Genomic DNA, 23,155 nt, shown 5'->3' on the forward strand with positions numbered 1-23,155 from the left:
CCGCGTAGGACGGCCGCCGCCTGCCGCCCCACCCGAACGGCTGGGCGAGACCCGGCTGCGGGCCCGCTCACCCGTCGCGGGTGATCGGCATGGTCGGGATCGGATGTCCAGCCATGTCGTCACCTGCCGCCGGGCCGCTCAGCAGGCCGGCGCGAGCCCCGGCCGGGCGGGAACGCGGCGAGCCACCCCCCGCCGCGAGCGGCCGGTCAGGATCGCCTCGCGTTCCGATTCGCTGAGCCCGCCCCAGACCCCGTAGGGCTCCCGGGCGGTCAGTGCATACTCCCCGCAGGCGCGGATGACCGGGCAGCGGGCGCATATCGCCTTGGCCGCGGCCTCGCGGGCGGCCCGGGCAGGTCCGCGTTCGCCCTCCGGGTGGAAGAAGAGCTCGGTGCTCTCCCCGCGGCACGCGCCATGCAGCTGCCACTCCCATTTCTCCGCGCCGGGGCCTGGAAGTCGTCGGACGTCGGTCATCGGCCTGCGCCCCCCCTTTCGACCTGAGCGGCAAGTGCCGCGGGCTCACCGTAGTACCGGTCACCCTTTTGGTGATCTTGAAAAATTCACCCGGGCGACCCCGCGTCGACGGCCGTCAGGTCCGGTGCACTGTGCTGGCACAGCCCCGCCCGGACGCGGCGCGGGTCCACGTGCCCTCCGCCGGTTCCCGCGCCCGGTTGCCCGAGCGGGCCCCGGCTCGGCAGGGACGTCGAGTCCGTGGGTCCGGCGGACAACTTTGTGGACGATGGTTCGCCTACCCCGGCGATCGCCTGGTCACACGGCCGGGCCGGGAGGAGCGCGGGTGAACGCCGGACTCGGGGCGACGAGGGCCCTGCGAGGCTCGGCTGCTCGCCGGTCCGTGCCAGCATCACCGAATGGACCGGGCGAACCGAACGGATCCGACGATGGGGATCTCGTGGACGGGCCGCAGGCCGGGGCGCCCCGATGGCAGAGACATGCCAGTGGGGCGGGTGGCACCGCTCGCCAGCCCGGACTGTCCGGGAACGGACAGTCCGGGCTGGCCCGAAAGTCGTAGTGGCGGCGGAGGACGAGGGGGCATGCGGTCGCCCGGCGTCGGCTCCCAGCGCCGGCGGGACCGCCTCGGTCGGCGAACACGGGGCTCAGGCGGCCGGGCGTGTCCTTGCCGGGCTAAGGGGTGCGCGGCACCGGCGAGCTGCAGTGGGTAGGTGGTTCGCCAGAAGCGCGCAGCCGACCACACCCGCGGCGATGGCGGGCACGACGGGACGAGCGGAGGCGGGCACGCGGACAAGCGATCGGGCCCGGGCGGCCCGGTGGCGCGACCCGGTCAGTGAGCGGTCTTGGCTCCCGGCCGCGGGGCTCCGCTGCCGGCCGGGCCACGGCCGGGCGGTCAGCGGGAGTCGGCCTCCGAAGCGGCTGACGCCTCGTACACGCCATCGGCGAAGCCGCGGGCGTATTCCCAGCTCACGTAGCACGAGGGGTCGGGGGAGAAGGCCGGCTCGTGGACGCGTGTCCGGCCCTCGTTGAGGAGGTTGCGCAGGTTGCCGGCCAGTAGCTCCCAGTCGAAGTAGTGGGGCTCGGCGCAGCCCTCGCAGTCGACGACAAGGCCGCGGTAGCCGCGCGGCTCGAGCAGCGTGCGGAAGACGTCGAGGTCTCCCAGCTCGGCGAGGACCTCCTCCCGCTCGTGCAAGGACAGCGGTTCGAGCAGGTCGAGGTCGTCGACAGAGTCGAGGCGCGCGAGCTCGGCGGCCGGATCCTCGGGGTCACCCGCGAAGGGGTCGACAGGCTCGTCGCTCACGTCGACCACGCTACGCTTGCCCGGACTGCTAAGTGGTCCCGATCCGGAGTCTCGGCACCGTTGTGTGGTGCTTGTGGACGGGTCTGTGTAGGTCCGCCTTCCGTTGCTCTATCCACGTCGCGGCGGTCGGCCGGCGCAAACCACCCGTTTCCGGCGGTCCACCGCGATCTCCGTCACGCCGCGACCGCCCATAAGCGCCGCCGACCTTTACGATGATGTGCATGCCGCCACCCGGCGACCGGCTCGCCGGCAGCGGGTCGATGCCCCGTCCCGCCTGGTGGGGCCATGGCCACCGGGCGAGCACCCAGCGCCGCGGCACCGGTCAACGCGGAACGGAAGGTGCCATGAACGCTCCCGTCGCCACCGATCACTCCACGTCGACTCCCAGCACGTCGACTCCCAGCACCTCGACCCGCGCGACGTCGGCGGGCGGCTCTGTCGACTCGCAGGCGGACCTCCTGGGAGCCGACGCGCCGGTGCCGCCGAAGCTCGCGATGCTGGGCCTGACCTTCGATGACGTCCTGCTGCTGCCGGCGGCCTCCGATCTCGTGCCCTCCGAGGCCGACACCACGACGCGGCTCTCGCGTTCCATCTCCCTGGCCGTGCCCCTGGTGTCGTCCGCCATGGACACGGTGACCGAGGCGCGGATGGCGATCGCCATGGCGCGCCAGGGCGGCGTCGGGGTGTTGCACCGCAACCTCTCGATCGACGAGCAGGCGCAGCAGGTCGACATGGTGAAGCGATCCGAATCCGGGATGATCACCGCGCCGGTGACCTGCGGGCCGGAGGCCACCCTCGAGGACGCGAACGTGCTCATGGCGCGCTACCGCATCTCCGGTGTCCCGGTGACGGAGCCGGACGGGCGGCTCGTCGGCATCGTGACCAACCGGGACATCCGCTTCGAGCGGGACTACTCCCGCCGGGTGTCCGATGTCATGACGCGGATGCCGTTGATCACCGCGCCGGTCGGCGTGTCGCCCGAGGATGCGCTGGGGCTGCTGCACCGTCACAAGATCGAGAAGCTGCCGATCGTCGACGGCCAGGGCCGGCTGCAGGGGCTGATCACGGTCAAGGACTTCACCAAGCGTGAGCAGTACCCGCACGCCACCAAGGACGCCGACGGCCGGCTGATGGTCGGTGCCGCGATCGGGGTGGGCGAGGACGCCTACAAGCGAGCCCAGGTTCTCGTCGCGGCGGGAGTCGACTTCCTCATCGTGGACACCGCGCACGGCCACCAGCGGGCGGTGCCCGACATGGTGCGCCGGATCAAGACCGACATTCCGAACGGCGCCGACGGGCGGCCGCTGGACGTGATCGGCGGCAACGTCGCAACCGGCGCGGGTGCGGCGGCGCTCATCGCCGCGGGCGCAGACGCGATCAAGGTCGGCGTGGGTCCCGGGTCGATCTGCACCACCCGGGTGGTCTCCGGAGTCGGCGTCCCCCAGGTCACGGCGATCTACGAGGCGTCCCGGGTCGCCCGGGAGCACGGCGTGCCGGTGATCGGGGACGGCGGTCTGCAGTACTCCGGCGACATCGCGAAGGCCATCGCGGTCGGGGCGGACACGGTCATGCTGGGCAGCCTGCTCGCCGGCGTCGACGAAAGCCCGGGTGAGCTGATATTCATCAACGGCAAGCAGTACAAGGCCTACCGCGGCATGGGATCGCTCGCCGCGATGCGTAGCCGCGGCGGGGCCCGCTCCTACTCGAAGGACCGCTACTTCCAGGACGACGTGCTCTCCGACGACAAGCTTGTCCCGGAGGGCATCGAGGGGCAGGTGCCCTACCGCGGCTCGCTCGCGGCCGTGGCGCACCAGCTCGTCGGCGGGCTGCGGGCCGCGATGGGGTATACCGGCTCGCCGACCATCCGGCGGATGCAGGATGACGCACAGCTGATCCGGATCACCTCCGCCGGCCTGGTTGAGAGCCACCCGCACGACATCCAGATGACCGTCGAGGCGCCGAACTACAACTCCTCGCGCTGAACCGGCGAGCGCGCCGCGCGCGGGCGCCGGGGCGGTGCAGCCCCGCCCGGCGCGGGCCGGCCCGCTCGCGTCCGCGGGCGGCCGCCCCCTCGGGCTGATCGTGGCACTGTGTGTACCCGGGCCGGCTTGATGCCGCCGTGGATGCCCTCGCCTGCGGTGCGCCCACCGTCACCGCAGGCTGTCCCGGCCACCGGCGATCCTGGTCACCGGCGATCCTGGTCACCGGCGATCCGAGTTTCAGCCGCCGGGTCGGCCGGGTCGGCGCGGACGACGTGGAGCAGGGCGGACGACTTGGAGCAGGTACGTCAGTGTCCGGCCGGCACAAGCCCGCCGGCCGAATCAGGAGGCGCCAGCAGTGGCAGAGGTCGAGATCGGTATCGGCAAGAGCGCGCGGGTCGCGTACGGTCTCGACGCCGTCGGCATCGTCCCGTCGCGTCGTACCCGGGACCCGCAGGACGTCTCGCTGGCCTGGGAGATCGACGCCTACCGCTTCGACCTGCCGCTGGTGGCGGCTGCCGCCGACGCCGTCACCTCGCCGGCGTCGGCGATCGCGCTCGGCCGGCTTGGCGGCCTCGGCGTCCTGCACGTCGAGGGGCTGTGGACCCGGTACGACCAGCCGGAGAACCACATCGCCGAACTCGGCGAGATCGGCGCCAAGGAGGGCCACCCGGCGGCGACGGAACGGCTGCGCGCGCTGTACGAGTCCCCGGTGCGTCCGGAGCTCATCACGCAGCGTCTCGGCGAGCTGCGCGACGCCGGGGTGGTCGTCGCCGCGGCGCTGCGCCCGCAGAAGGTGCGGGCGCTCAGCCAGCACGTGCTGGCGGCTGGCGTCGACCTGCTGGTCATCCACGGCACGGCGGTCTCCGCCGAGCACCAGTCCCGCCGCAGCGAGCCCCTCAACCTCAAGCGGTTCATCGGTGAGCTGGACGTCCCGGTACTGGTCGGGGGGTGCGCGTCGTTCTCGACCGCCCTGCACCTGATGCGAACCGGCGCCGCCGGCGTCATCGTCGGCGTCGGCTCGGGCCTGGGTGACCGGACCCACGACGTGCTCGGGGTGGGAGTCCCGCTCGCCACCGCCATCGCGGACGCCGCGGGAGCCCGGATGCGTTACCTGGACGAGTCGGGCGGCCGCTATGTCCACGTCGTCGCGCACGGCGACCTGCAGACCGGCGGTGACCTCGCGAAGGCGATCGCCTGCGGTGCCGACGCGGTCATGGTGGACGCGGCGCTGGCAGCGGCGTGGGACGCGCCGGGACAGGGCGGGATGTGGCCGATGGACGTGCTGCACTCCGACCTTCCCCGTGGCCGGTGGGCACCGGTCCCCCCGACGGGCACCCTGGCGCAGATCGTCACAGGGCCCGGCGCGGCTACCGGAACGGGCCTGCTCAACCTGGCCGGCGGTCTTCGCACCGCAATGGCGACGACGGGGTACGCAACCCTCAAGGAGTTCCAGAAAGCCGAGATCATGGTGACCGCCGCATCCTGACCGGCCCGGGGGGTCACTGCCACGCGTGGTGGCCGCGGCCGTCACGGCGGCGCTCGGCGGTGCGATGGCGCTGATACCCGATTCGGACGGAACAGTCCACGGCCCGATGGTGGCGGCGGTACCCGGCCGATCCGGAGCCATGGTGGACATGGCACCCTGGGAGCGTCCGTCTCCGGCACGAAGGACGACAGATGCGCCTCGACGAGCACGGCCGCTGGGTCAGTGATGACGGCGCCTACCTCTGGGATGAAGCCGCCCAGACCTGGCAGCCGTCATCCGCCATGCCCGCGGCCAGCTCCGATGGCGATACGGCGCGGGCGCAGACGGCTGACACCGCCGACGCGGTCTCGCCCGGCGGGGAGGCGCGCACCGGCGGCCTTTCCCGCGCTGCGACAGCGGGCCCCGCGGCTCACCCAGGTCCGGGTGGCGGATCCGAACCGGATGGTCAGCCGGGCGGCGGGGGTGGCGCCGCCGCCCCCGCGCGCAGTGCGGCGTTCGGACCGCCCGCCGTGGTGCGCCACGAGATCCGTCCCGGAACATCCCGTCCGGGCGGGTCCGTCGCGGCCGACCCGCCGGCCGGAGTGGATCCGCCGGCCGTTCGTGGCCTGATCGGGGACGCCGGCCCGGCCGGTGGCGCAGGTCCGGCAGTCGGGGCGAACCCGGCAGGGCGCCTCGGCACGGGTGGCGGCGGCGACCCGGCTGCCGGCGCCGGTGCGGCGACGGGGGAACTGGCGTCCTACGGCGGCACCGGGCAGTTCGGCCGGTGGGCGTCGGCGGGCACCGCGCCGGGGGCTGACGCGCGTGACCAGAGCGCCCCGCTCCGCGGGACCGCCCCGACTATGGCCACCGGAGTCACCCTGGCTGGCACGGGCGGTGCTGGCACGGGCGGTGCTGGCACGGGCGGTGCTGGCACGGGCGGTGCTGGCACGGCCGGGCCCGCCGGCGCCGTGCCCGGGGGTCAGGACGACGTCGACTCGACCGGTGAGATTCGTCGGGTCAGCGCGACGGCGGGTGGGAGTGCGCCCCCGGCGCGGGCCGCCGGCGTGGCGGACTGGGAGGACGATTTCGACGACGGGTCCGACCGCTACGACGAGCCGTCCCGCGGCAGGTGGCCTTCCCTTGGACGGGGGCTTGGCGATGGGCCCGAGTCCGGTTGGGCGCCGTCGGGACCGCGTGGGTCGGCGTCGGCGGTGGACGGCCCGGCCCGCGTGGGTGGGACGGCCGGGCGCGTCGGCGGGTTGCTCCGACAGGCCCGAGAGCGTCCCCCGTTGCTGATCGCGGCCATCGTCGTACTGGTCTGCGTGGGCCTTGGTGTCGCGGGATTCCTCGCGCTCGGCGGAGGCGGATCGGACGGCGGGTCGGCCGTGGGCGCCGCGGCAGCAGGCAAGGGCCACTATGCCAAGGCCGTCCGGGAGGCGTATCTCGGCTCCTGCCTGGACGTCAGCAACGGTAATGAGGGCTACTGCACCTGCACGCTGGACAAACTGGAGGCCACCTACACGGAGGAGGAGTACAAGCGGTTCAGCGCCAGCGTCCAGTCGGAGTCGTCACGGCGGATCGTGCGCGAGATGTACGCCGCCTGCCGTGACAAACGATGACCGCCGCACGTGTACAATGGCTAGTCGGAGCTATTACCACATATCATTCCGGGCTCGTGGGCGACCGACTAGCGGGCTATTGCTTTTCTGGCGGTCGTACGTCGAGACGTCCATCGTGCATAGTTACCCGATCACGGCGAGGCGGCGAAGTGTGCCGCAGGCCGGGATCTCACGTCTCCGAGCGGCGCTGCTCCCGACCGACTGATCTGGCTGGGTGCTGGTTGCGACGACACGGTTCAGGCAATGCACGTCCTCACGATGGCTGCCCACATCGTGCTGATCTGGGGGGCAGGAGATGCCGCCCTATGACCATGCACTGTAGCCCGAGACCTGAGGGCCTCGAGCCGGCCGTTGCCTCCACACGCGACCAGAGTCGGGGGGCAGCCCGGTGACGACCCACGATGCCGATGTGAACGGGCCGGTTCCGCCGGCTGCGCCCCGCCGCGACGACGACTTCTTCGCCGTCGAACGGGTCGGCGAGCCCGAACCCCGCCCATCGGCCGCGCCGCCGGCGTCCTTCTCCCCGACTCCCTGGCCGCCGCCGCACTCTCCCGCGCCGCAGCCTGCCGGGCCGCAGCCTGCCGGCGCGATGCCGCCCGCCGGGTTGCCGCGCCGTGCCGATCCCTTCGATGTGACCAGCACCTGGGATGGTCCGGCGCCGCGGCCCGGTGGCGGATCTTCGGCGATCTCCGTGACTCCTCCGGTCGATGTGGTCCCGCCGAACGGCTCCCGGTCGATGGCCAACCTGCCGTCGATGTCGCCCCCGGCGCAGGCCGCGCCCATGGGCACTGCTGCGGCCGGCGCCCCCGGTCGCCCGGATGCGGGCGCCGACCGATCTGGGGCACCGGCGGTCGGTGGTCGGACCGGGCCCGGTGGCCAGCAGGCGTGGGGTGGCCCGCCCGCCGACTCGGTGCGCGTCGGCGACTCACCGCGGCTTGCCGCACCTGCGGCGGACCGTGCTGCCGGCGGCTACACCGACCCGTTCACCGGCGGTTTCCCCATCTCCGCCCGCCCAGTCCCCGCGACCGGTTCCCGTACGGGTCCGACCCCGCTGTCGTCCCATCCTCAGGCGCCCCAACCGGTGCTGGCACCGCAGCAGATCGCGTACCCGCCGGCCGCACCCTCGGGCCCTTCTGCACCCTCAGGCTTCTCTGCACCCTCAGGCTTTTCGGCGTCCCCTGGCTTTTCCTCGCCCGAAGCCGCCCCGCCCGCGTCACCGGGAACGACCGGCCGGCCGGTCGGCGCGGCGTTCGCGCCGACGCGGGCGCCCGAGCCGCGCCCCGGGCTGGAGCCGCGGGTGGGGCCGGACGGCTTCGGCGTGACCGGCGCGGGCCCACGGCCGGCCCGACCGGCGGCGCCCGGCGGCCGTGGCACGGGTTGGACCAGCCCCGACGGCTATGGGCCGCCCGGCGGAGGACATCCGCCGGGCGGCCCGCCCGCGGGGTCGGCCAACGGGCGGGAAGCCCCTCGGCAGACAGATCCGTGGAACGGCCACAGCTCGCCGGGGCTGCGGCTGCCGGCGTCGCCCACGGCCGACCCGGCCCAGGGCGCAGGCCGGGGGACAAACGGGCAAGCCGCCGAGTACCCCTCGGTGCCGCCGCGCGGCTTCGGTGGGGTGGATGCCTACCCCGCCCGGCGGGAGTCCGCCTCGGGGGCCGCGGGCGCCGGCCGTTCGGGTAACCCCGGGACGCGCGGCCCAGCGTCCGGCGGGCCATCGCCGGCCGGTGCGGCGCCCCCGCCCGCTGGCGGGGTGATCTACGGTCGCTCGGGCTCTGGCCTGGTTCACGGCGCCGGCGTGGGGCCGCCGGTCCCGTCGGGACCGGCCGGCGAGAACGGACGGGAGCCCGCGGGCGGCCGCGGCAGGTCCGCTGCCACCGCGACGCCGACCGCGCGGCCGGAACGCTCCTGGGAGGCCCAGGATGGTGCGGCCGGCGGTTCGGGCTGGCGCAACCCGCTGACCGACACCGGTAGCTTCGTCCGCCCGCTCCCGCCGCCCGGGGCCCCCGAGGCACTCGCTGGCCGGGACGACCCCCTGTCGGGGCCGCTGCCGACAGGACGCCGCCGCCGTGAGACCGGAGCAGGGGAAGCCGGGACGGGCTGGCGCGCGCCTGCGCCGCCGGCGAGGGAACGTCCCGCCCCCCCCGCGCGGCGGGTCGAGGAGACGATGACGACGATCCGGCCGCTGTACCGGCCGGACGCACCGGCCCCCGTCGGGCCGCCCGCCGACGGCCCTGGGCAGCCCGGTGAGGCCGGCGGGCGTGGCGCCGGCGCGGCCGGCCCGACCGGCCGCCGGCCCGAGACGCCGTCCGAGATGACCTCTTTGGTCACCCGGCGGGCATCCGGCCGGGGGCGGGGGACCGCCGCGGGCCCGGCGGGGGATGACGACAGCGGCTGGCAGCCCTCGCGAAGCGTGCGAAAGCCGAATGGGCGAAGCGTGCCGGCCGATCGGCGCCGCACGCCGAATCCGGTGACCGACACCAACAGCCTGCAACCGGTCTCCACCCCTTCCGGGGGTCGTTCGGCCGCCGACGGCCGCACGGCCGCCGACGGCCACTCCGACACCGGCGAGCGGCGGCGGCGCACGGCCGACCGGGCGGCCCGGGGCAGTGCGACCGGGCCGGGAGCCCGCCGCGCCGCGGGCCGGCGAGGGGAGGCCACCGGCGGCCGTTCGGGCGGCGGCCATGCGGGCCCGCATGGTCGGTCCGCACGCGGGGCGACGTCTTCGGGCCTGCTGGAACCGACCGACCGCCGGGGGGCAGCGCCCCACGACGAGCTGCCGTCCGAGGACATGCTGGCCTGGCTCCGGCAGGGCTGGATCGGCCCGCTGGCGGTGGCGCTGGTCGTGGCACTGCTGGCGGTCGGCGGCTACGTCCTGGTGCGGGGGGGCGGCGGCGCGAGCAGCGGGACGGTCGCCTCGACCCCGACGGCCGACGCGTCGTCCACCCCGGCGACGACCAACCCGGATGCCCTCACCGGTAAGGCGATGATCGACGGCAGCTGGAAGTGCAGCCTGGTCACCAGCGCCAACCCGATCAAGCTGTCCAAGGAGGTGGTCGGGGTGCTGGTGGTCGAACGCTCGCCCGGCGCCTACACCTGGGACGGCACAGCCGGTCAGTACACGATCACCATGGTGGCCGGCAACGACGGCGGGAATGTGATCGGCGACGTGAAGTTCACCAGCGGTCCGCTGAAGGATCTCGCGGCGGTGCACATCGCCATGCCGGGGGGCGGAATCCGCGGCAAGGCGCAGGGCACCCTGGAACTCAAGGCGAGCGGGACCGCGCCGCATCGATTCTGCGGAGTGAACTGAGAACATCCGTCCCTACGCTGACGGTAAGCGAGAACGGCGAAATGTCTGTTCTAACGGCCGGGTCGGCCTTGCCGGTTGCCCGGCGGCCGACCCCGGTTGTCGGGTTTAGACCGGGGTGCGGCAGGATCAGGTGCCATGCTCAGGTCTGACCGTGGTGTGGGTGGCTGGTGGCGTGCAGCCGCCAGCAACAAAAAGGATGTGGCTGGCGGGACGGGCGATGGTGTCCCGGCAGCTGTCGGGGCCGGTCGGCCGGCCGTCGACCGGCGCAGTCTGCTCCGCTGGGCCGGGACCGCCGCGGTGGCCGCGCCGGCCGCCGGGCTGCTCGCCGCCTGCGGCGGGTCGTCGACCTCCGATGGCCCGCGCAAGGTGCGTCTCGGATACGTGACCTCCCGCACCGGGACGCTCAGCGCCTACAGCGTGGTCGATTCGTATGTCGTCCAGACGATGCAGACGCTCCTCGCCGACGGGGTCAAGGTGGGCGGCCGCACCTACCCGGTGGAGATCTTCGTCCGTGACTCCGAGTCCGACCGGCACCGGGCCGGGATCGCCGCGACCGACCTCATCTTCAAGGACAAGGTCGACATCGTGCTGGTCGGCGGGACTTCGGACACGGCTATTCCGGTCGCCGACCAGTGCGAGATCAACCAGGTTCCCTGTATCTCGACGAACGCCCCCTGGCAGTCCTGGTGGAACGGGCGCGGCGGTAACGTCGACATGCCCTTCAACTGGACCTACCACTTTTTCTGGGGCATGGAGGACGTCGTCGCCACCTATGCGGCGATGTGGCGCCAGCTCGGGATCACCAAGGTGGGGCTGATGTATCCCGCGGATGACGACGGTCAGGCATTCGCCAACCCCGATTTCGGCATTCCCACCATCCGCAACTTCGGTTTTCAGCTGACCTCGCCGGGGACCTCGGGCTACCAGGCGGGAGCGGAGTCGTTCGAGTCGTACCTGACCGCCTTCAAGACCGCCGGCGTCCAGGCCGTGGTCGGGATCCCCCAGGCCGCGGACCTCGCCGCCTTCCGGCGCAAGACCCGCTTGATGGACTTCAACCCGAAGGCGCTGACCATGTCGAAGGCGCTGGACTTCCAGGAGGACGTCCTGGCGCTCGGGTCCACCGGCGACGGGTTGACCACCGAGATCGCGTGGTCACCGTCCCATCCCTACCGCAGCTCGCTGACCAACAAGTCCTCCCTGGACCTGGCCAACGACTTCGACGGCGCCCGCGGGCGCGGCTGGACCCAGACGCTGGGCTACTCCTACGCGCTGTTCGAGGTGGCGGTGAAGGCGCTCGGTGGGGCCGCATCCCTGGAACGGGAGGCCATCGCCGCGGCCATCAAGGAAGTCGACGCCCAGACGATCGTCGGGCCGGTGGCGTTCAACTCCCAGCCGAACGTGCCGAAGAACGTGGCCCGCACCACTCTGGTCGGCGGCCAGTGGGATCAGGTCGACAACCGCTTCGCCCTCAAGGTCGTCAACAACAGCGGCAACAGCAAGGTCGCGGTGGACACGCAGCTGCGCGAACTCCCCTCGCCGGTCTGAGCGGCGGCCCGCCGGCGCACAACGCGAGGGGCCCCGGGACAGATGTCCCGGGGCCCCTCGCGTTTGTCACGGGTCAGGCGCGGGCGGCCGCCCGTGACATCGTGTGCTCGACCACGGCGATGAGCGCGGTCTTGGTCGAGTCCCGGTTGCGGGCGTCACAGGTGATGATCGGCACGGCCGGGCTGATCTGCAACGCCTCGCGGACATCCTCGATGGAGTGCCGCAGGATTCCGTCGAAGCAGTTGACGCCGATGACGAACGGCAGCTGACGCTGCTCGAAGTAGTCGACGGCGGCAAAGCAGTCCGCGAGCCGGCGGGTGTCGGCCAGGACGATCGCGCCGATGGCGCCGCGGACGATGTCGTCCCACATGAACCAGAAGCGGTACTGCCCAGGAGTCCCGAACAGGTACAGGATCAGGTCCTCGTCGAGGGAGACGCGGCCGAAGTCCATTGCGACCGTGGTCGTGGTCTTGTCGGAGAGGTGGGTGAGGTCGTCGACGTGGGCTCCCGCCTCGGTCATGACTGCCTCGGTACGTAGCGGGACAATTTCGGATACCGAGCCCACAAAGGTGGTCTTCCCGGCGCCGAATCCTCCCGCCACCACGATCTTCACCGAGGTCGTGGCGACGGAGGAGTTGACCCGTCTGTTGTCAGAGCTTTCGAAGGCCACTGAGAACCCTTTCGAGCAACGCGAGATCCGGTGCCTCGTCGCGGTCAGGCTGCTGGTGGACGCGGACGAAGCCTTCGTCCGCCATGTCGCCGACCAGCACACGGGCGACCCCCAGAGGCACCCGGAGCCCGGCGGCGATCTCCGCGATGGATCGCACCTGCCGGCACATGGCGGCGATGGTCTGTTGCTCAAGGTTGAGGCCGAGGGCCCGTTCCTCGCCGAGCGGCGTCGTGAAGACGAGTGCCTCGATGGCGAGCTCGTAGCGTGACCGAGTACGCCCGCCGGTCATCGCGTAGGGCCGGACGACCGGACCGGGCGCGTTCTCGGGATCGATACTCACCCTGACTCCCTGTGCTGCCGCTCATTCACCGCGGAAGCGTTCCCTGCAGTTCGGCGCGTAGTGCCGGGGTGAGAACATCCTTCGCCCGGCTGACCAGCAGTGCCATCTCGTACCCGACCAGGCCGATGTCGCACGACGGTGCTGCCAGTACTGCCATGCTCGCCCCGTCGCTGATCGACATGATGAACAGGAAGCCATGTTCCATCTCGACGACGCTCTGCGTCACGGCGCCCGCCTCGAACACGCGCGCCGCCCCCTGGGTCAGGCTCACCAGCCCGGACGCCACCGCGGCGAGCTGGTCGGCCCGGTCGCGGGGAAAGCCGTCGGAGACAGCCAGCAGCAGCCCGTCCGCGGACACCACCACGGTGTGGGCGACACCCGGGACTCGATCGACAAAATTGTTGATCAACCAGTTGAGGTTCTGAGCCTCAGAACTCACGGGTGTCACCGTTCCTCCTGCGCGTCACGTCGGGGGTTCCTCGTGGTGTCGACTCCGACATCACGTCCCTGCCGCACGCCCTGGTAGAAGCTGGCAAGCCGGCCACCGACTGCCTCGGGAGACCTGGTCGGGGTTTCGGCGGGACGCCGGCTTGGCGCGGGTTCGGCGCTGCCGGGCACGAGATGGGTCATGGGAACTCGCACCGGTAGGCCCGATCGCGTCACGCCACCGGTGCTCGGCTGGCGCAACGACTCGGCTGCCTGCCAGCCGGCGTCCCCGGGAGAGCTCCAGTCTCCCGAGGCCGGCGGCTGAGGTGCTGCCTGGTGCTGTGGTGCCGGTGGAGGCTGTGGTGCCGCCTGGGGCTGCCCCGCCGGTTGATGGGACTGGGGCATCGCGGCGTGCTGGGCCGCTGCGGGCTGGTGCTGCGGTGCCGAAAAGGCGGGCACGGGCGTCGGGTTGGGGCTTGGCTCGGCCGGCGCCACCGGGCGGGCACCCGTGCCGGGCTCGGTGGCCGGACGGACCGGACCGCGCTGCCCGAAGGCCCCGCCGATGCCGGGACGCCCGGATGGTCGGGCGGGCAGTGCGGCCGAGACGGCGGCTGCTGTTTCACCGGTCGCCCGCGCGGCTGCTGCGGGAGGCTGGCGCTGGGCCGATGCCGCGTCGGCTGGCGTTCGGCGCTGGAACCACGCCGACACGGAGTCGAAGATCGGCGAGGTCTCGACGTCGTCGGTGTCCGACTCGGCCGGGGCCTGGTCACCGGTGATCTCGGCGGGCGCGGCTTCCGGGACGCGGCCGGGAGCAGTCCGCGCCTGCGGTCCGGTCTGTATCTGCGGGCGGGTGGGCGTCTGCGGGCGGGTTGATGTCGGGGGGCGGGTTGATGCCGGCGGTTCGGTCTGCGGCTGTGTCTGCGGGCGGGTCGGCGGCCGCAGACCGGCCGGTGACTGGCCGCCGGCGGCGGCCTCAGGGCGCGGCCGCGCCTGTGGATCGGGCCGGTCCTCGGCGCGGGCGAACACGTTGCCCGCGCGGGGGCTGGTCGGCTCGACCGGCGGGCGGGCGGTGTCGAGGTCGGCGCGGTCCCGGAGGTTCGGGCGCTCCCGGATGGGGAGTTTCGGCGCCGCTTCGGACTGCTCGCCCGCCGCAGGGTCGTGATCCGCGGGCCGGGGGCGGGTCGGCCAGCGGTTGTCCCCGATCGAGACGGGACTCGTCACGTCCGGTGCAGGCTGCTCACGCCGGGCCGGACCGCGCCGGTCGATGGACTCTGTGTCTGGAGCGACTCCACCGGGAGCCGTGCCGCCGGCAACGAGGCCGCCGGGCGGCGTCTCGGTTCGGCCGCGCGGCTCGGTGCCATGCCCGGGCAGGGCGTCGAGATCGATCTCCTGGCTGTCGAACTCCCGCGGGTCGCGATCGGCGTCGGCGGGGCTGGTGGGTGCCCGGTCCTGCGGGGAGGTGCTCGGGAACTGGGCGGCCCGAGGCGAGGTGCCGCCGTCGACTCTGCGCGGCGGGGTCGCCGTTGTGCCGCCGGTGTCGTCGTCGTGCTCGTCGCGGTCATGGCGGTCGTCCAGGTCGGGGGAGAAAGCCTCCAGGCCGAAATCACGGCGGCCCGCGGTGGGTACTGGCCCGGTGCGATCGGAGCCGAGCTGCGCGGCCAGCGGGCCGGTCAGCGGAAACGGACCGGTGTTGGGGAAGCGCCGTGGACCGCTGGAGTCATCGAAGATGTTTTCCCGCGCTGCGGGCTCCGATACGGGCCGGTGCCCGTTGCTCATCCCGTTGCTCGCGGGGCTGCCCGCCGGGGTCGGCGCGCCGTTCGCGCGGTCGGGCGCGACGCCGTTGCTCGGTCGCTCGGGGCGCTCCGTGGGCCGCCCGCCGCTGGGTCCGCCGATCGCGGGTGTGGCCGCGGGCCGGTTCAGAGCCGGGGGACGGCCGGGCCCGGTGCCGGCGGCGCTGTCGCCGGTGACCAGCTTCGCGGGCAGCCGGACGACGGCGGTGATGCCGCCCGAGGCCGATTCACGCAGCTGGACGCGAATGCCGTGCCGACCGGCCAGCCGGCCGACCGCGAACAGACCCATCGTCCGCGACACCGACACGTCGACGACCGGGGGGTTGGCCAGTCGCTCGTTGACCCGCTCGAGCTCCTTGGCCGGCATGCCGATGCCTCGGTCCTCGATCTCGATCATTGCGCCGGCGCCGGGGCCGAGCGAATGACTGGTCACCATCACCTCGGTGACCGGCGGCGAGTAGGAGGTGGCGTTCTCCAGCAGCTCGGCGATCAGATGGACGACGTCGCTGACACCGTTGCCGGCGATGGACACCGGCGCGGCCGAGGTCTGCTTCACCCGGGTGTACTGCTCCACCTCGGAGATGGCGGCCAGGACCACCTCGTTGAGTGGCACGGGGTGCGTCCAGCGGCGGGCGGTGTCCGTGCCGGCGAGGACCAGCAGGCTCTCGTTGTTCCGCCGCATTCGGGTGGCGAGGTGGTCCAGCTTGAAGAGGTTGGACAGCTGGTCGGGATCCTGCTCGCGGTTCTCCAGGTCGTCGATCAGGCGGAGCTGGCGTTCGACCAGGCCCTGGCTGCGTCGGGAGAGGTTCACGAACATCGCGTTGACGTTGTTTCGCAGCGAGGCCTGCTCGGAGGCCAGCCGGATCGCCTCGCGGTGGACCTCGTCGAAGGCCCGGGCGACTTCACCGACTTCCTCGTCGGTGTTGATACCGACCGACTCGATCGAGTCGTCGATGTCCTGGTCGGTGGAGTCACGCAGCCGGCGGACGGCGTCCGGCAGCCGGCGGTCGGCGATGTCGAGCGCCGCGGTCCGCAGCGCCAGCAGCGGTCGGACCAGGGACCGCGCCACGATCAGCGCGGACAGCAGGGCGGCGGCGAGGATGAGCACGATGAGCAGCCCGGACAGCAGCGCCCGTCGCTGGATGTCGCCGCGCAGGGTGTCGACCCGGTCGTCGACGAGCCCGAGGAGCTTGTCCGCCGCGTCGGTGCTGGTGTCGATGGTCTCCTGAGTAGCCCGGTTCCACTTCTCCGACGCGACGACGGACAGCGGCTGGCCGATGGGCGCGTCCAGGATCTCCTCGACGTAATTCTGGGTGTTGCGGATGTCGCCATTGTTTTCGGAGTCGATTGTCGGGGTGTAGATGGCTAGCTGGGCTGGCCCGGCGACGTTCTCGAGGTCGTCCCGCTCGCGTGACCGCTGAGTCTCGTCGGAGAGGAACTCGCGATAGTCACCTTCAGTGAAGTTTTGATTGCTGCCCCGCGGGAGCAGGCCGTAGACGAGGGCTTGCTGCTGAGCGAGGAGTTCCGTCCCCGCCATGAGGAAGTAGGCCGTATTGACGCCGTTGTCGAGCTGCTGGTCGTCATTTCCCTGTGGGATGAGCTGGACCAGGTTGATCAGCGAGTCGACGATCGGCTGAAAGGCCGTCTGGACGGCTTTCGGGTCGACAACTCTTTGGATCGTCTGCCGCTTCGCGGGCAGCGAGTCCATCCTGGTCTGGACGTCGTCGAGGGCCCGGCGAACCTCGCTGCCGAAGGAGTCCCGCCGACCGTTGGCCACCGCCTTGTAGGCCTGGTAGGCATCGTTCACCCTCGACTGGGAGGAGGGGATGGCGGTGGAGTCGCGGGAACCGACCGGGCCGCTCGCCACGAATCCGGTGCTGTATGTCCGTTCCGTCTGCAGGGCATGGGCAAGCGTCGACGCGGATCGGCTGATCTCAGTGAGATCCGAGATCCGGTTCACGTCCCGGGTGCTGGTCAGTACCGTGCCGGCCTCGATCGAGGAGTAGACGAGGATCGCGGCGACCGGCACGGCCAGAATCGCGATCAGCTTGGTGCGGACCCGCCAGTTGGTGGGGTTGGTGGCGGCGCGACGAAGGCGCGCCAGACCGGACCCCGCGGGGTTCGGCGGCGCCGCGGGGCGATCGTCGCGCTGCCCGCCGTCTTCGGTGTCCACGGGCAAACCCGGGGCCGAGGTCGGCTCCGGGTCTGCGGCGATGCCCGTGCTGCTGGCCATCGGTTGTCTGCGCACGTACCTTCGCAACCTCTCCGCCAGCCTCCCGGAACACGTCGTACCAGGATGGCTCGGTATCGGGCCCTGATGTCCCTTGCCAGGCACCATAGCGGTACGAAGTCGGCATCCGAAAGGCGCCTACCGTAAGCGCGTTGGTGGCCGTGCGCCAGTTGTGGCCACTGCGCACGGAGTCACCGTCCGCGTAACCGTCACGAAGCCCGACAACGTGCGCCCATCGTGACGTAGGGCTTGTCCCGGTGAGTGGCACTGAAGGTGCAAAGCAGGCATCTGCGACATCTGTCGTTACGGCCTTCGCGGGCGCCGCGATGCACCACCCGTTCCGCGAACGGCACCCATGGGCCCCTCCCGGGCCGAGCGGGTCGCCCGGGAGGGGCTCGGCCCACAGGTGCCGCCGGGTCCGTAGGCTTGCAGGGTGAGCGAGTTGCAGCGCAGCGATGCTGGTCACGACGCGAGACCGGGGGGCCCGGGTTCGGCTGGGAGCGCCCCGACGGCGCCGGTGACCAGGTCCGGTACCCCTGCCGGCCCGGGTTCGGCGGGGCATCCCGGTTATGACACGGTGCTGGTGATCGATTTCGGCGCGCAGTACGCCCAACTGATCGCCCGACGGGTCCGGGAATGCCATGTGTACTCGGAGATCGTGCCGTGGGACATGCCGGTGGGCGAGATCCTCGCCCGCCGGCCGTCAGCGCTGATCCTTTCCGGCGGCCCGAAGTCGGTGTACTCGTCAGGAGCGCCTCGGGTCGACCCCGCGTTGTTCGACACCGGGCTGCCCATTCTCGGTATCTGCTACGGCCATCAGGTGATGGCCCAGGCGCTGGCCGGCTCGGTCGCCCGGACTGGAACGGCGGAGTACGGAGCGACTCGCCTGTCGGTGAGCGAGCCGGGCGTCCTGTTCGACGGCCTGCCGGTCGCGCAGCAGGTGTGGATGTCGCACGGCGACTCCGTGACCGCAGCCCCGCCCGGTTTCCGGGTGACGGCGTCGACCCCGTCGACGCCCGTCGCCGCCTTCGAGGATCCGGCTCGCCGCCTCTACGGTGTCCAGTTCCACCCGGAGGTCGTGCACAGCGAACGCGGACTCGACGTGCTGCGCCACTTCCTGCTGGTGGGTGCGGGCTGCCGACCGACCTGGACCATGGTCAACATCGTCGACGAGGCGGTGGCGGCGGTACGTGCTCAGGTCGGCTCCGGCCGGCTGATCTGCGGGCTGTCCGGCGGGGTTGACTCCGCGGTCGCCGCAGCGCTCGTGCACCGCGCTGTCGGTGACGCCCTGACCTGTGTGTTCGTGGACCACGGCCTGCTACGGGCAGGTGAGGCCGAGCAGGTCGAACGGGACTTCGTCGCGTCCACCGGCGTCGATCTCGTTCACGTCAAGGCGGCCGACCGGTTCGCCGCGGCGTTGGCCGGCGTGACCGACCCGGAGCACAAGCGGAAGATCATCGGTCGGGAGTTCATCCGGGTCTTCGAGGAATCGGCCCGGGAGCTGGAGGCCCGCGCCGAGGCCGAGGGCGCGACGATCGAGCACCTCGTCCAGGGGACGCTGTACCCCGACGTGATCGAATCGGGTTCCCCGACCGCGGCGAAGATCAAGTCGCACCACAATGTCGGCGGTCTGCCGGAGGATCTGCGGTTCGGGCTGGTCGAGCCGTTGCGCACGTTGTTCAAGGACGAGGTCCGCCGCCTCGGCGAGGAGCTCGGCCTGCCGGAGGAGATCGTCTGGCGCCAGCCGTTCCCCGGCCCGGGACTCGCCGTGCGCATCATCGGCGAGGTCACCCCCGAGCGGCTCGACGTGGTCCGGGCGGCCGACGAGGTGGTCCGTGACGAGATCCGCCGAGCCGGGCTGGACCGGGAGATCTGGCAGGTTTTCGCGGTGCTGCTCGCGGACGTGCGGTCGGTCGGCGTGCAGGGCGACGAGCGCACCTACGGGCACCCGGTCGTCCTGCGCGCGGTCACCAGCGAGGACGCGATGACCGCGGACTGGGCGCGGCTGCCCTACGGTCTGCTCGAACGCATCTCCAACCGGATCGTCAACGAGGTGGGGCAGGTCAACCGGGTCGTCTACGACATCACCTCGAAGCCCCCGGGCACCATCGAGTGGGAGTAGGCCCGGCCGTCGACTTCAGTGGCCCGGCGGCCCTGACCGCCGCCGGGCTCCCCCGGTTTGACGTCCTGGCAAGTCCGGAGCAGGCTGGGAGATGTGATCCTGCACCAGATGGCCATTACCTAGGCGCGCACCCGAGCTCCGGGTTCGCGCGCCATGCCTTCCGCCTGCTCGGCGGGGGGCATTTTTGTTGCCGCGGTCACGGCGAGGTGGCCGCACAGCTGCCGGGAGAGGCCTCATGACCGCACCAGCCGCAGACAACCAACCGACGCCCGGGGGCGGGGACCCCGGCGCCGACGGGCCGCCGGATGCGAACGCGGGTCCAGGTCCAGGCCCAGGCCCAGGTGGCGACGCGGAGCGTGGGATCGGTACGGACCTCGGCGGTGGGGCGAACCTGAGCGTCTCGGCCATCGAGGCGGCGGCGGGGGTGCTCGACGGCGTGGCGCGGCGGACCCGGGTCGTGCGTGATCCCGGCCTGTCGGCCGCGCTCGGCACGCCCGTGTGGTTCAAGTGTGAGAACGAGCAGCACACCGGCTCGTTCAAGTTGCGCGGTGCCTACCATCGGGTGGCGACCGCGGACCCGGCAGTGCGCGCCCGGGGCGTCGTCGCGGCCAGTGCCGGCAACCACGCCCAGGGGGTGGCGTTCGCGGCGGCCGCCTTCGACGTCCCTGCGACGATCTTCGTGCCGACCGGAGCGAACCCGGTCAAGGTCGCCCGGACCCGACGGTGGGGCGCGCGGGTCGAGGAGGTGCCCGGGGGGGTGGAGGCCGCCCTCGCCGCCGCGGCCGACTACGCCGCCCGCGGCGGGCGGCTGCTCGTGCATCCCTTCGACGACCCGGCCGTGGTGGCCGGCCAGGGCACGATCGGCCTTGAGCTGCTCGATCAGGTGCCGGACCTGGGTACCGTTCTGGTCGGCGTGGGCGGTGGGGGCCTGCTCGGGGGGGTCGCCGCGGCACTGCGGGCGCGCCGGCCCGGCGTGCGGGTCATCGGTGTGCAGTCGGTTCTGGCGCCGGCCTTCGCCGCATCGCTGCGGGCGGGGCGCCGGCTGTCCGTGGTGGGGGATGCTGGCCTGCCCGGTGCCTCGGCTCGGGCCGTCCCGGTCATCCCCGGCACCAGGCCGTCCGGGCGGCCGGCCCCGACCCGCCCGGCGGCTCGCACGATCGCCGACGGCATGGCCGTGAGCGAGCCGGGCGCGCTTACCTTCGCGCTTGCCACCAGGCTGGTGGACGAGGTGGTGACCGTGGACGAGGCCGCCTTCTGGGAGGCGATGGTGCTGCTGCGCCGGACTGGCCTCGCGGTGGAGCCGGCCGGAGCCGCGCCGGTCGCGGCGCTGCTGCGCCACGGCGGCCTCGCCCAGGGGCCGACCGTGGCGATCCTGTCGGGAGGCAACATCGATCCCGGGGTGGCCAGCCGGGTCAAGTCGATGGCGGCGGTGGCGACCGAGGACGCCGACGGGCTGCGGACCACGGCCTGAGGCGGCCCGCCGGGCGGCTGGCGACCGGGGTGACCTTAAGGTGGCGATACGTGGGTCGGTGACGTCGCGGCCGCGTGACGCTCCACGATGCGCCGCCCCGAGCCGGGCCGCCGCCCGGTCCGTCCGGAGGCGGCATGTCCCGGGCGAGCCCGGCTCCGACCAGTCCGGCGTCGAACGTATGATCGAGGTCTGATGAGCACTCTGTTCGGTGAGTCCCCCCGTGCCTTCGGCGAGTCGGCCGCGGGCGCCGGCGGCGGCGTGCCCTATGACCTGTTCGGTCCGGCGGTGCTCGCCCCATCCGCAGGCGGCGACGCGGGCGGTGGGGCGCCCCGGCTCGACGCCGAGGGCCTGCTCGACGGGCTCAACCCGCAGCAGCGGGCCGCGGTGGTGCACATCGGCGCGCCGCTGCTGGTCGTGGCGGGCGCGGGTTCCGGCAAGACCCGGGTGCTGGCCCACCGCATCGCCTACCTGCTGGCGGCTCGGGGCGTCCGTCCCGGAGAGGTCCTGGCAATCACGTTCACGAACAAGGCCGCAGCCGAGATGCGGGAGCGGGTCGGTGCGCTGGTCGGCCCGCGGGCGCGGGCGATGTGGGTCAGCACGTTCCACTCGGCCTGCGTGCGCATCCTGCGGTCGGAGGCGAAGCGGCTCGGCTACGGGTCCTCCTTCTCCATCTACGACGCCGCGGACGCGCAGCGACTGATCACGATGGTCACCCGGGATCTCGACCTCGACCCGAAGCGACACCCCGCGCGCGGCCTGGCCGCGCAGATCAGCAACCTGAAGAACGAGCTGATCGACTGGGAGGCCGCGCGGGATCGGGCGAGCAGCCACCAGGAGCGCACCGTCGCCGAGGTCTACGCCGCCTACCAACAGCGGCTGGCCCAGGCCAACGCGCTCGACTTCGATGACCTGATCATGATGACGGTCAACGTGCTCCAGGCGTTCCCCGACGTGGCCGAGCACTACCGGCGCCGGTTCCGGCACGTGCTGGTCGACGAGTACCAGGACACCAACCACGCCCAGTACGTCCTCGTGCGGGAACTCGTCGGTCAGCCCGCGCACGTCGGTGCCGACGCCCCGGCGGCGCCGGCGGACCCGCCGGTCTCGACCGCCACGTGGGCGTCGGGCGCCGTGCCGCCCGCGGAGCTCTGCGTCGTCGGCGACGCCGACCAGTCGATCTACGCCTTCCGTGGGGCGAACATCCGCAACATCGTGGAGTTCGAGGAGGATTTCCCCAGCGCCGCGGTGATCCTGCTGGAGCAGAACTACCGCTCCACCCAGACCATCCTGTCCGCCGCGAACGCGGTGATCGCGCGCAACAACCAGCGCAAGGCGAAGCGGCTGTGGTCCGACGCCGGCGACGGAGAGAAGATCGTCGGCTTCGTCGCCGACAACGAGCACGACGAGGCCGCCTTCGTCGCCGAGGAGGTCGACCGGCTCACCGACGCGGGGCTGGCCCGGCCCGCGGACGTCGCGGTGTTCTACCGGACCAACGCGCAGAGCCGCGTCTTCGAGGAGATCTTCGTCCGGGTCGGGCTGCCCTACCGGGTCGTCGGCGGGGTGCGCTTCTACGAGCGTCGAGAGATCCGCGACCTTCTTGCCTACCTGCGAGTGCTGGTCAACCCGAACGACACGGTGAACCTGCGCCGCATCCTCAACGTGCCGCGGCGTGGCATCGGGGATCGGGCGGAGGCGGCGTTGGCCGGCTTCGCCGAGGTCGAGCGGATCGGCTTCGCCGCGGCGCTGGAGCGCGTCGGCGAGGTGCCGGGGATCGCCACCCGCTCGGCGAAGGCCGTGCGTGAGTTCGCGGCGTTGCTCACCGAGCTGCGCGCGGTCGAGGCGAACGGGCCGGTGGCCGTCGTCGAGGCGGTCCTCGAACGCACCGGTTACCTTTCCGAGCTCGTCGCGGAGGACACGGTGGAGGCCCAGGGGCGGGTCGAGAACCTCCAGGAACTGGTCGGGGTCGTCCAGGAATTCACCGAGCGCAGTCCAGAGGGCACTCTCGCCGAGTTTCTCGAGCAGGTCTCGCTGGTCGCCGACGCCGATCAGATCCCCACCGACGACGGCTCCGATGGCGTCGTCACCCTCATGACCCTGCACAGCGCCAAGGGCCTGGAGTTCCCCGTCGTCTTCCTCACCGGCCTGGAGGACGGCGTCTTCCCCCATCTGCGGACCCTGGGCGACCCCACCCAGCTGGAGGAGGAACGCCGGTTGGCCTACGTGGGGGTCACCCGGGCCCGCTCCCGGCTGTATCTGACCCGTTCCGTCGTCCGCAGTGCCTGGGGGCAGCCGGCCTACAACCCGCCGTCGAGGTTCCTCGGCGAGGTGCCCGACGCGCTGGTCGACTGGCGCCGTCTCGTCGAGGCGGCGCCGGAGCCGGCCGCCCGGCCCTGGGGTGGCTCCGGCGGGTTCGGGTC

General features: G+C 72.4%; 14 protein-coding genes. 8 read left to right on the plus strand and 6 right to left on the minus strand.

What is annotated here, in order from left to right:
• Window positions 1-138 precede the first annotated feature (138 nt).
• The gene (locus NBZ85_RS02645; RefSeq protein ID WP_011602341.1) at window positions 139-471 is read right to left on the minus strand and encodes a WhiB family transcriptional regulator; all 333 of its coding nucleotides are present in this window, start codon (window positions 469-471) and stop codon (window positions 139-141) included.
• 889 nt (window positions 472-1,360) lie between these two features.
• Complete coding sequence (locus NBZ85_RS02650) at window positions 1,361-1,777, minus strand: DUF5319 domain-containing protein (protein WP_009740476.1); 417 nt, start codon at window positions 1,775-1,777, stop codon at window positions 1,361-1,363.
• A 485-nt stretch (window positions 1,778-2,262) separates the two neighbouring features.
• Between NBZ85_RS02650 and guaB the strand changes: the two genes are divergently transcribed.
• From guaB to NBZ85_RS02675, 5 genes are all read left to right on the plus strand, one after another.
• Window positions 2,263-3,750 carry an IMP dehydrogenase gene (guaB, locus tag NBZ85_RS02655; protein WP_261553523.1) on the plus strand — a complete coding sequence of 496 codons (1,488 nt, stop codon included), beginning with the start codon at window positions 2,263-2,265 and terminating at the stop codon, window positions 3,748-3,750.
• Between the two features lie 355 nt (window positions 3,751-4,105).
• On the plus strand, window positions 4,106-5,236 hold the full coding sequence (locus NBZ85_RS02660) for a GuaB3 family IMP dehydrogenase-related protein (RefSeq protein ID WP_163551315.1): 1,131 nt from the start codon (window positions 4,106-4,108) through the stop codon (window positions 5,234-5,236).
• 191 nt (window positions 5,237-5,427) lie between these two features.
• A complete protein-coding gene (locus NBZ85_RS02665) occupies window positions 5,428-6,834 on the plus strand; it encodes a hypothetical protein (RefSeq protein ID WP_261561463.1) in 1,407 nt (468 codons plus the stop codon).
• A gap of 2,434 nt (window positions 6,835-9,268) precedes the next feature.
• Entirely contained in the window at window positions 9,269-10,144 is an 876-nt protein-coding gene (locus NBZ85_RS02670) for a hypothetical protein (protein ID WP_261553468.1), read from the plus strand.
• A gap of 198 nt (window positions 10,145-10,342) precedes the next feature.
• Window positions 10,343-11,689, plus strand: coding sequence for an ABC transporter substrate-binding protein (locus NBZ85_RS02675; RefSeq protein WP_261553467.1), 1,347 nt, complete (start codon window positions 10,343-10,345; stop codon window positions 11,687-11,689).
• A gap of 73 nt (window positions 11,690-11,762) precedes the next feature.
• On the opposite strand, the gene NBZ85_RS02680 is transcribed toward NBZ85_RS02675, so the two are convergent.
• From NBZ85_RS02680 to NBZ85_RS02695, 4 genes are read right to left on the minus strand one after another with little or no spacing between them, the layout of a single operon-like run.
• A complete protein-coding gene (locus NBZ85_RS02680; protein WP_261553466.1) occupies window positions 11,763-12,359 on the minus strand; it encodes a GTP-binding protein in 597 nt (198 codons plus the stop codon).
• The gene (locus NBZ85_RS02685; RefSeq protein WP_009740466.1) at window positions 12,340-12,699 is read right to left on the minus strand and encodes a DUF742 domain-containing protein; all 360 of its coding nucleotides are present in this window, start codon (window positions 12,697-12,699) and stop codon (window positions 12,340-12,342) included. Before NBZ85_RS02685 ends, NBZ85_RS02680 begins: the two co-directional genes overlap by 20 nt.
• 25 nt (window positions 12,700-12,724) lie before the next feature.
• The gene (locus tag NBZ85_RS02690) at window positions 12,725-13,147 is read right to left on the minus strand and encodes a roadblock/LC7 domain-containing protein (protein WP_009740465.1); all 423 of its coding nucleotides are present in this window, start codon (window positions 13,145-13,147) and stop codon (window positions 12,725-12,727) included.
• The gene (locus tag NBZ85_RS02695; RefSeq protein WP_261561464.1) at window positions 13,144-17,148 is read right to left on the minus strand and encodes a sensor histidine kinase; all 4,005 of its coding nucleotides are present in this window, start codon (window positions 17,146-17,148) and stop codon (window positions 13,144-13,146) included. Before NBZ85_RS02695 ends, NBZ85_RS02690 begins: the two co-directional genes overlap by 4 nt.
• A 514-nt stretch (window positions 17,149-17,662) precedes the next feature.
• On the opposite strand from NBZ85_RS02695, the gene guaA reads away from it, so the two are divergent.
• The 3 genes from guaA to pcrA all read left to right on the plus strand — a co-directional run.
• Window positions 17,663-19,267 carry a glutamine-hydrolyzing GMP synthase gene (gene guaA, locus NBZ85_RS02700; protein ID WP_261559760.1) on the plus strand — a complete coding sequence of 535 codons (1,605 nt, stop codon included), beginning with the start codon at window positions 17,663-17,665 and terminating at the stop codon, window positions 19,265-19,267.
• A gap of 235 nt (window positions 19,268-19,502) precedes the next feature.
• Complete coding sequence (locus tag NBZ85_RS02705; RefSeq protein ID WP_261561465.1) at window positions 19,503-20,738, plus strand: threonine ammonia-lyase; 1,236 nt, start codon at window positions 19,503-19,505, stop codon at window positions 20,736-20,738.
• A gap of 192 nt (window positions 20,739-20,930) precedes the next feature.
• A partial coding sequence (pcrA, locus tag NBZ85_RS02710) for a DNA helicase PcrA (RefSeq protein WP_261561466.1) occupies window positions 20,931-23,155 on the plus strand: 2,225 nt, incomplete at its 3' end.

The sequence above is a fragment of the Frankia tisae genome (genome assembly GCF_025403405.1).
Lineage (GTDB): Bacteria > Actinomycetota > Actinomycetes > Frankiales > Frankiaceae > Frankia > Frankia tisai.

Coding starts and splice junctions, on each gene's coding strand:
- NBZ85_RS02665 (WP_261561463.1), top strand. CDS start 5,428: ATGCGCCTCGACGAGCACGGCCGCTGGGTCAGTGATGACGGCGCCTAC.
- NBZ85_RS02695 (WP_261561464.1), bottom strand. CDS start 17,148: ATGGCCAGCAGCACGGGCATCGCCGCAGACCCGGAGCCGACCTCGGCC.
- NBZ85_RS02645 (WP_011602341.1), bottom strand. CDS start 471: ATGACCGACGTCCGACGACTTCCAGGCCCCGGCGCGGAGAAATGGGAG.
- guaB (WP_261553523.1), top strand. CDS start 2,263: ATGCTGGGCCTGACCTTCGATGACGTCCTGCTGCTGCCGGCGGCCTCC.
- NBZ85_RS02705 (WP_261561465.1), top strand. CDS start 19,503: ATGACCGCACCAGCCGCAGACAACCAACCGACGCCCGGGGGCGGGGAC.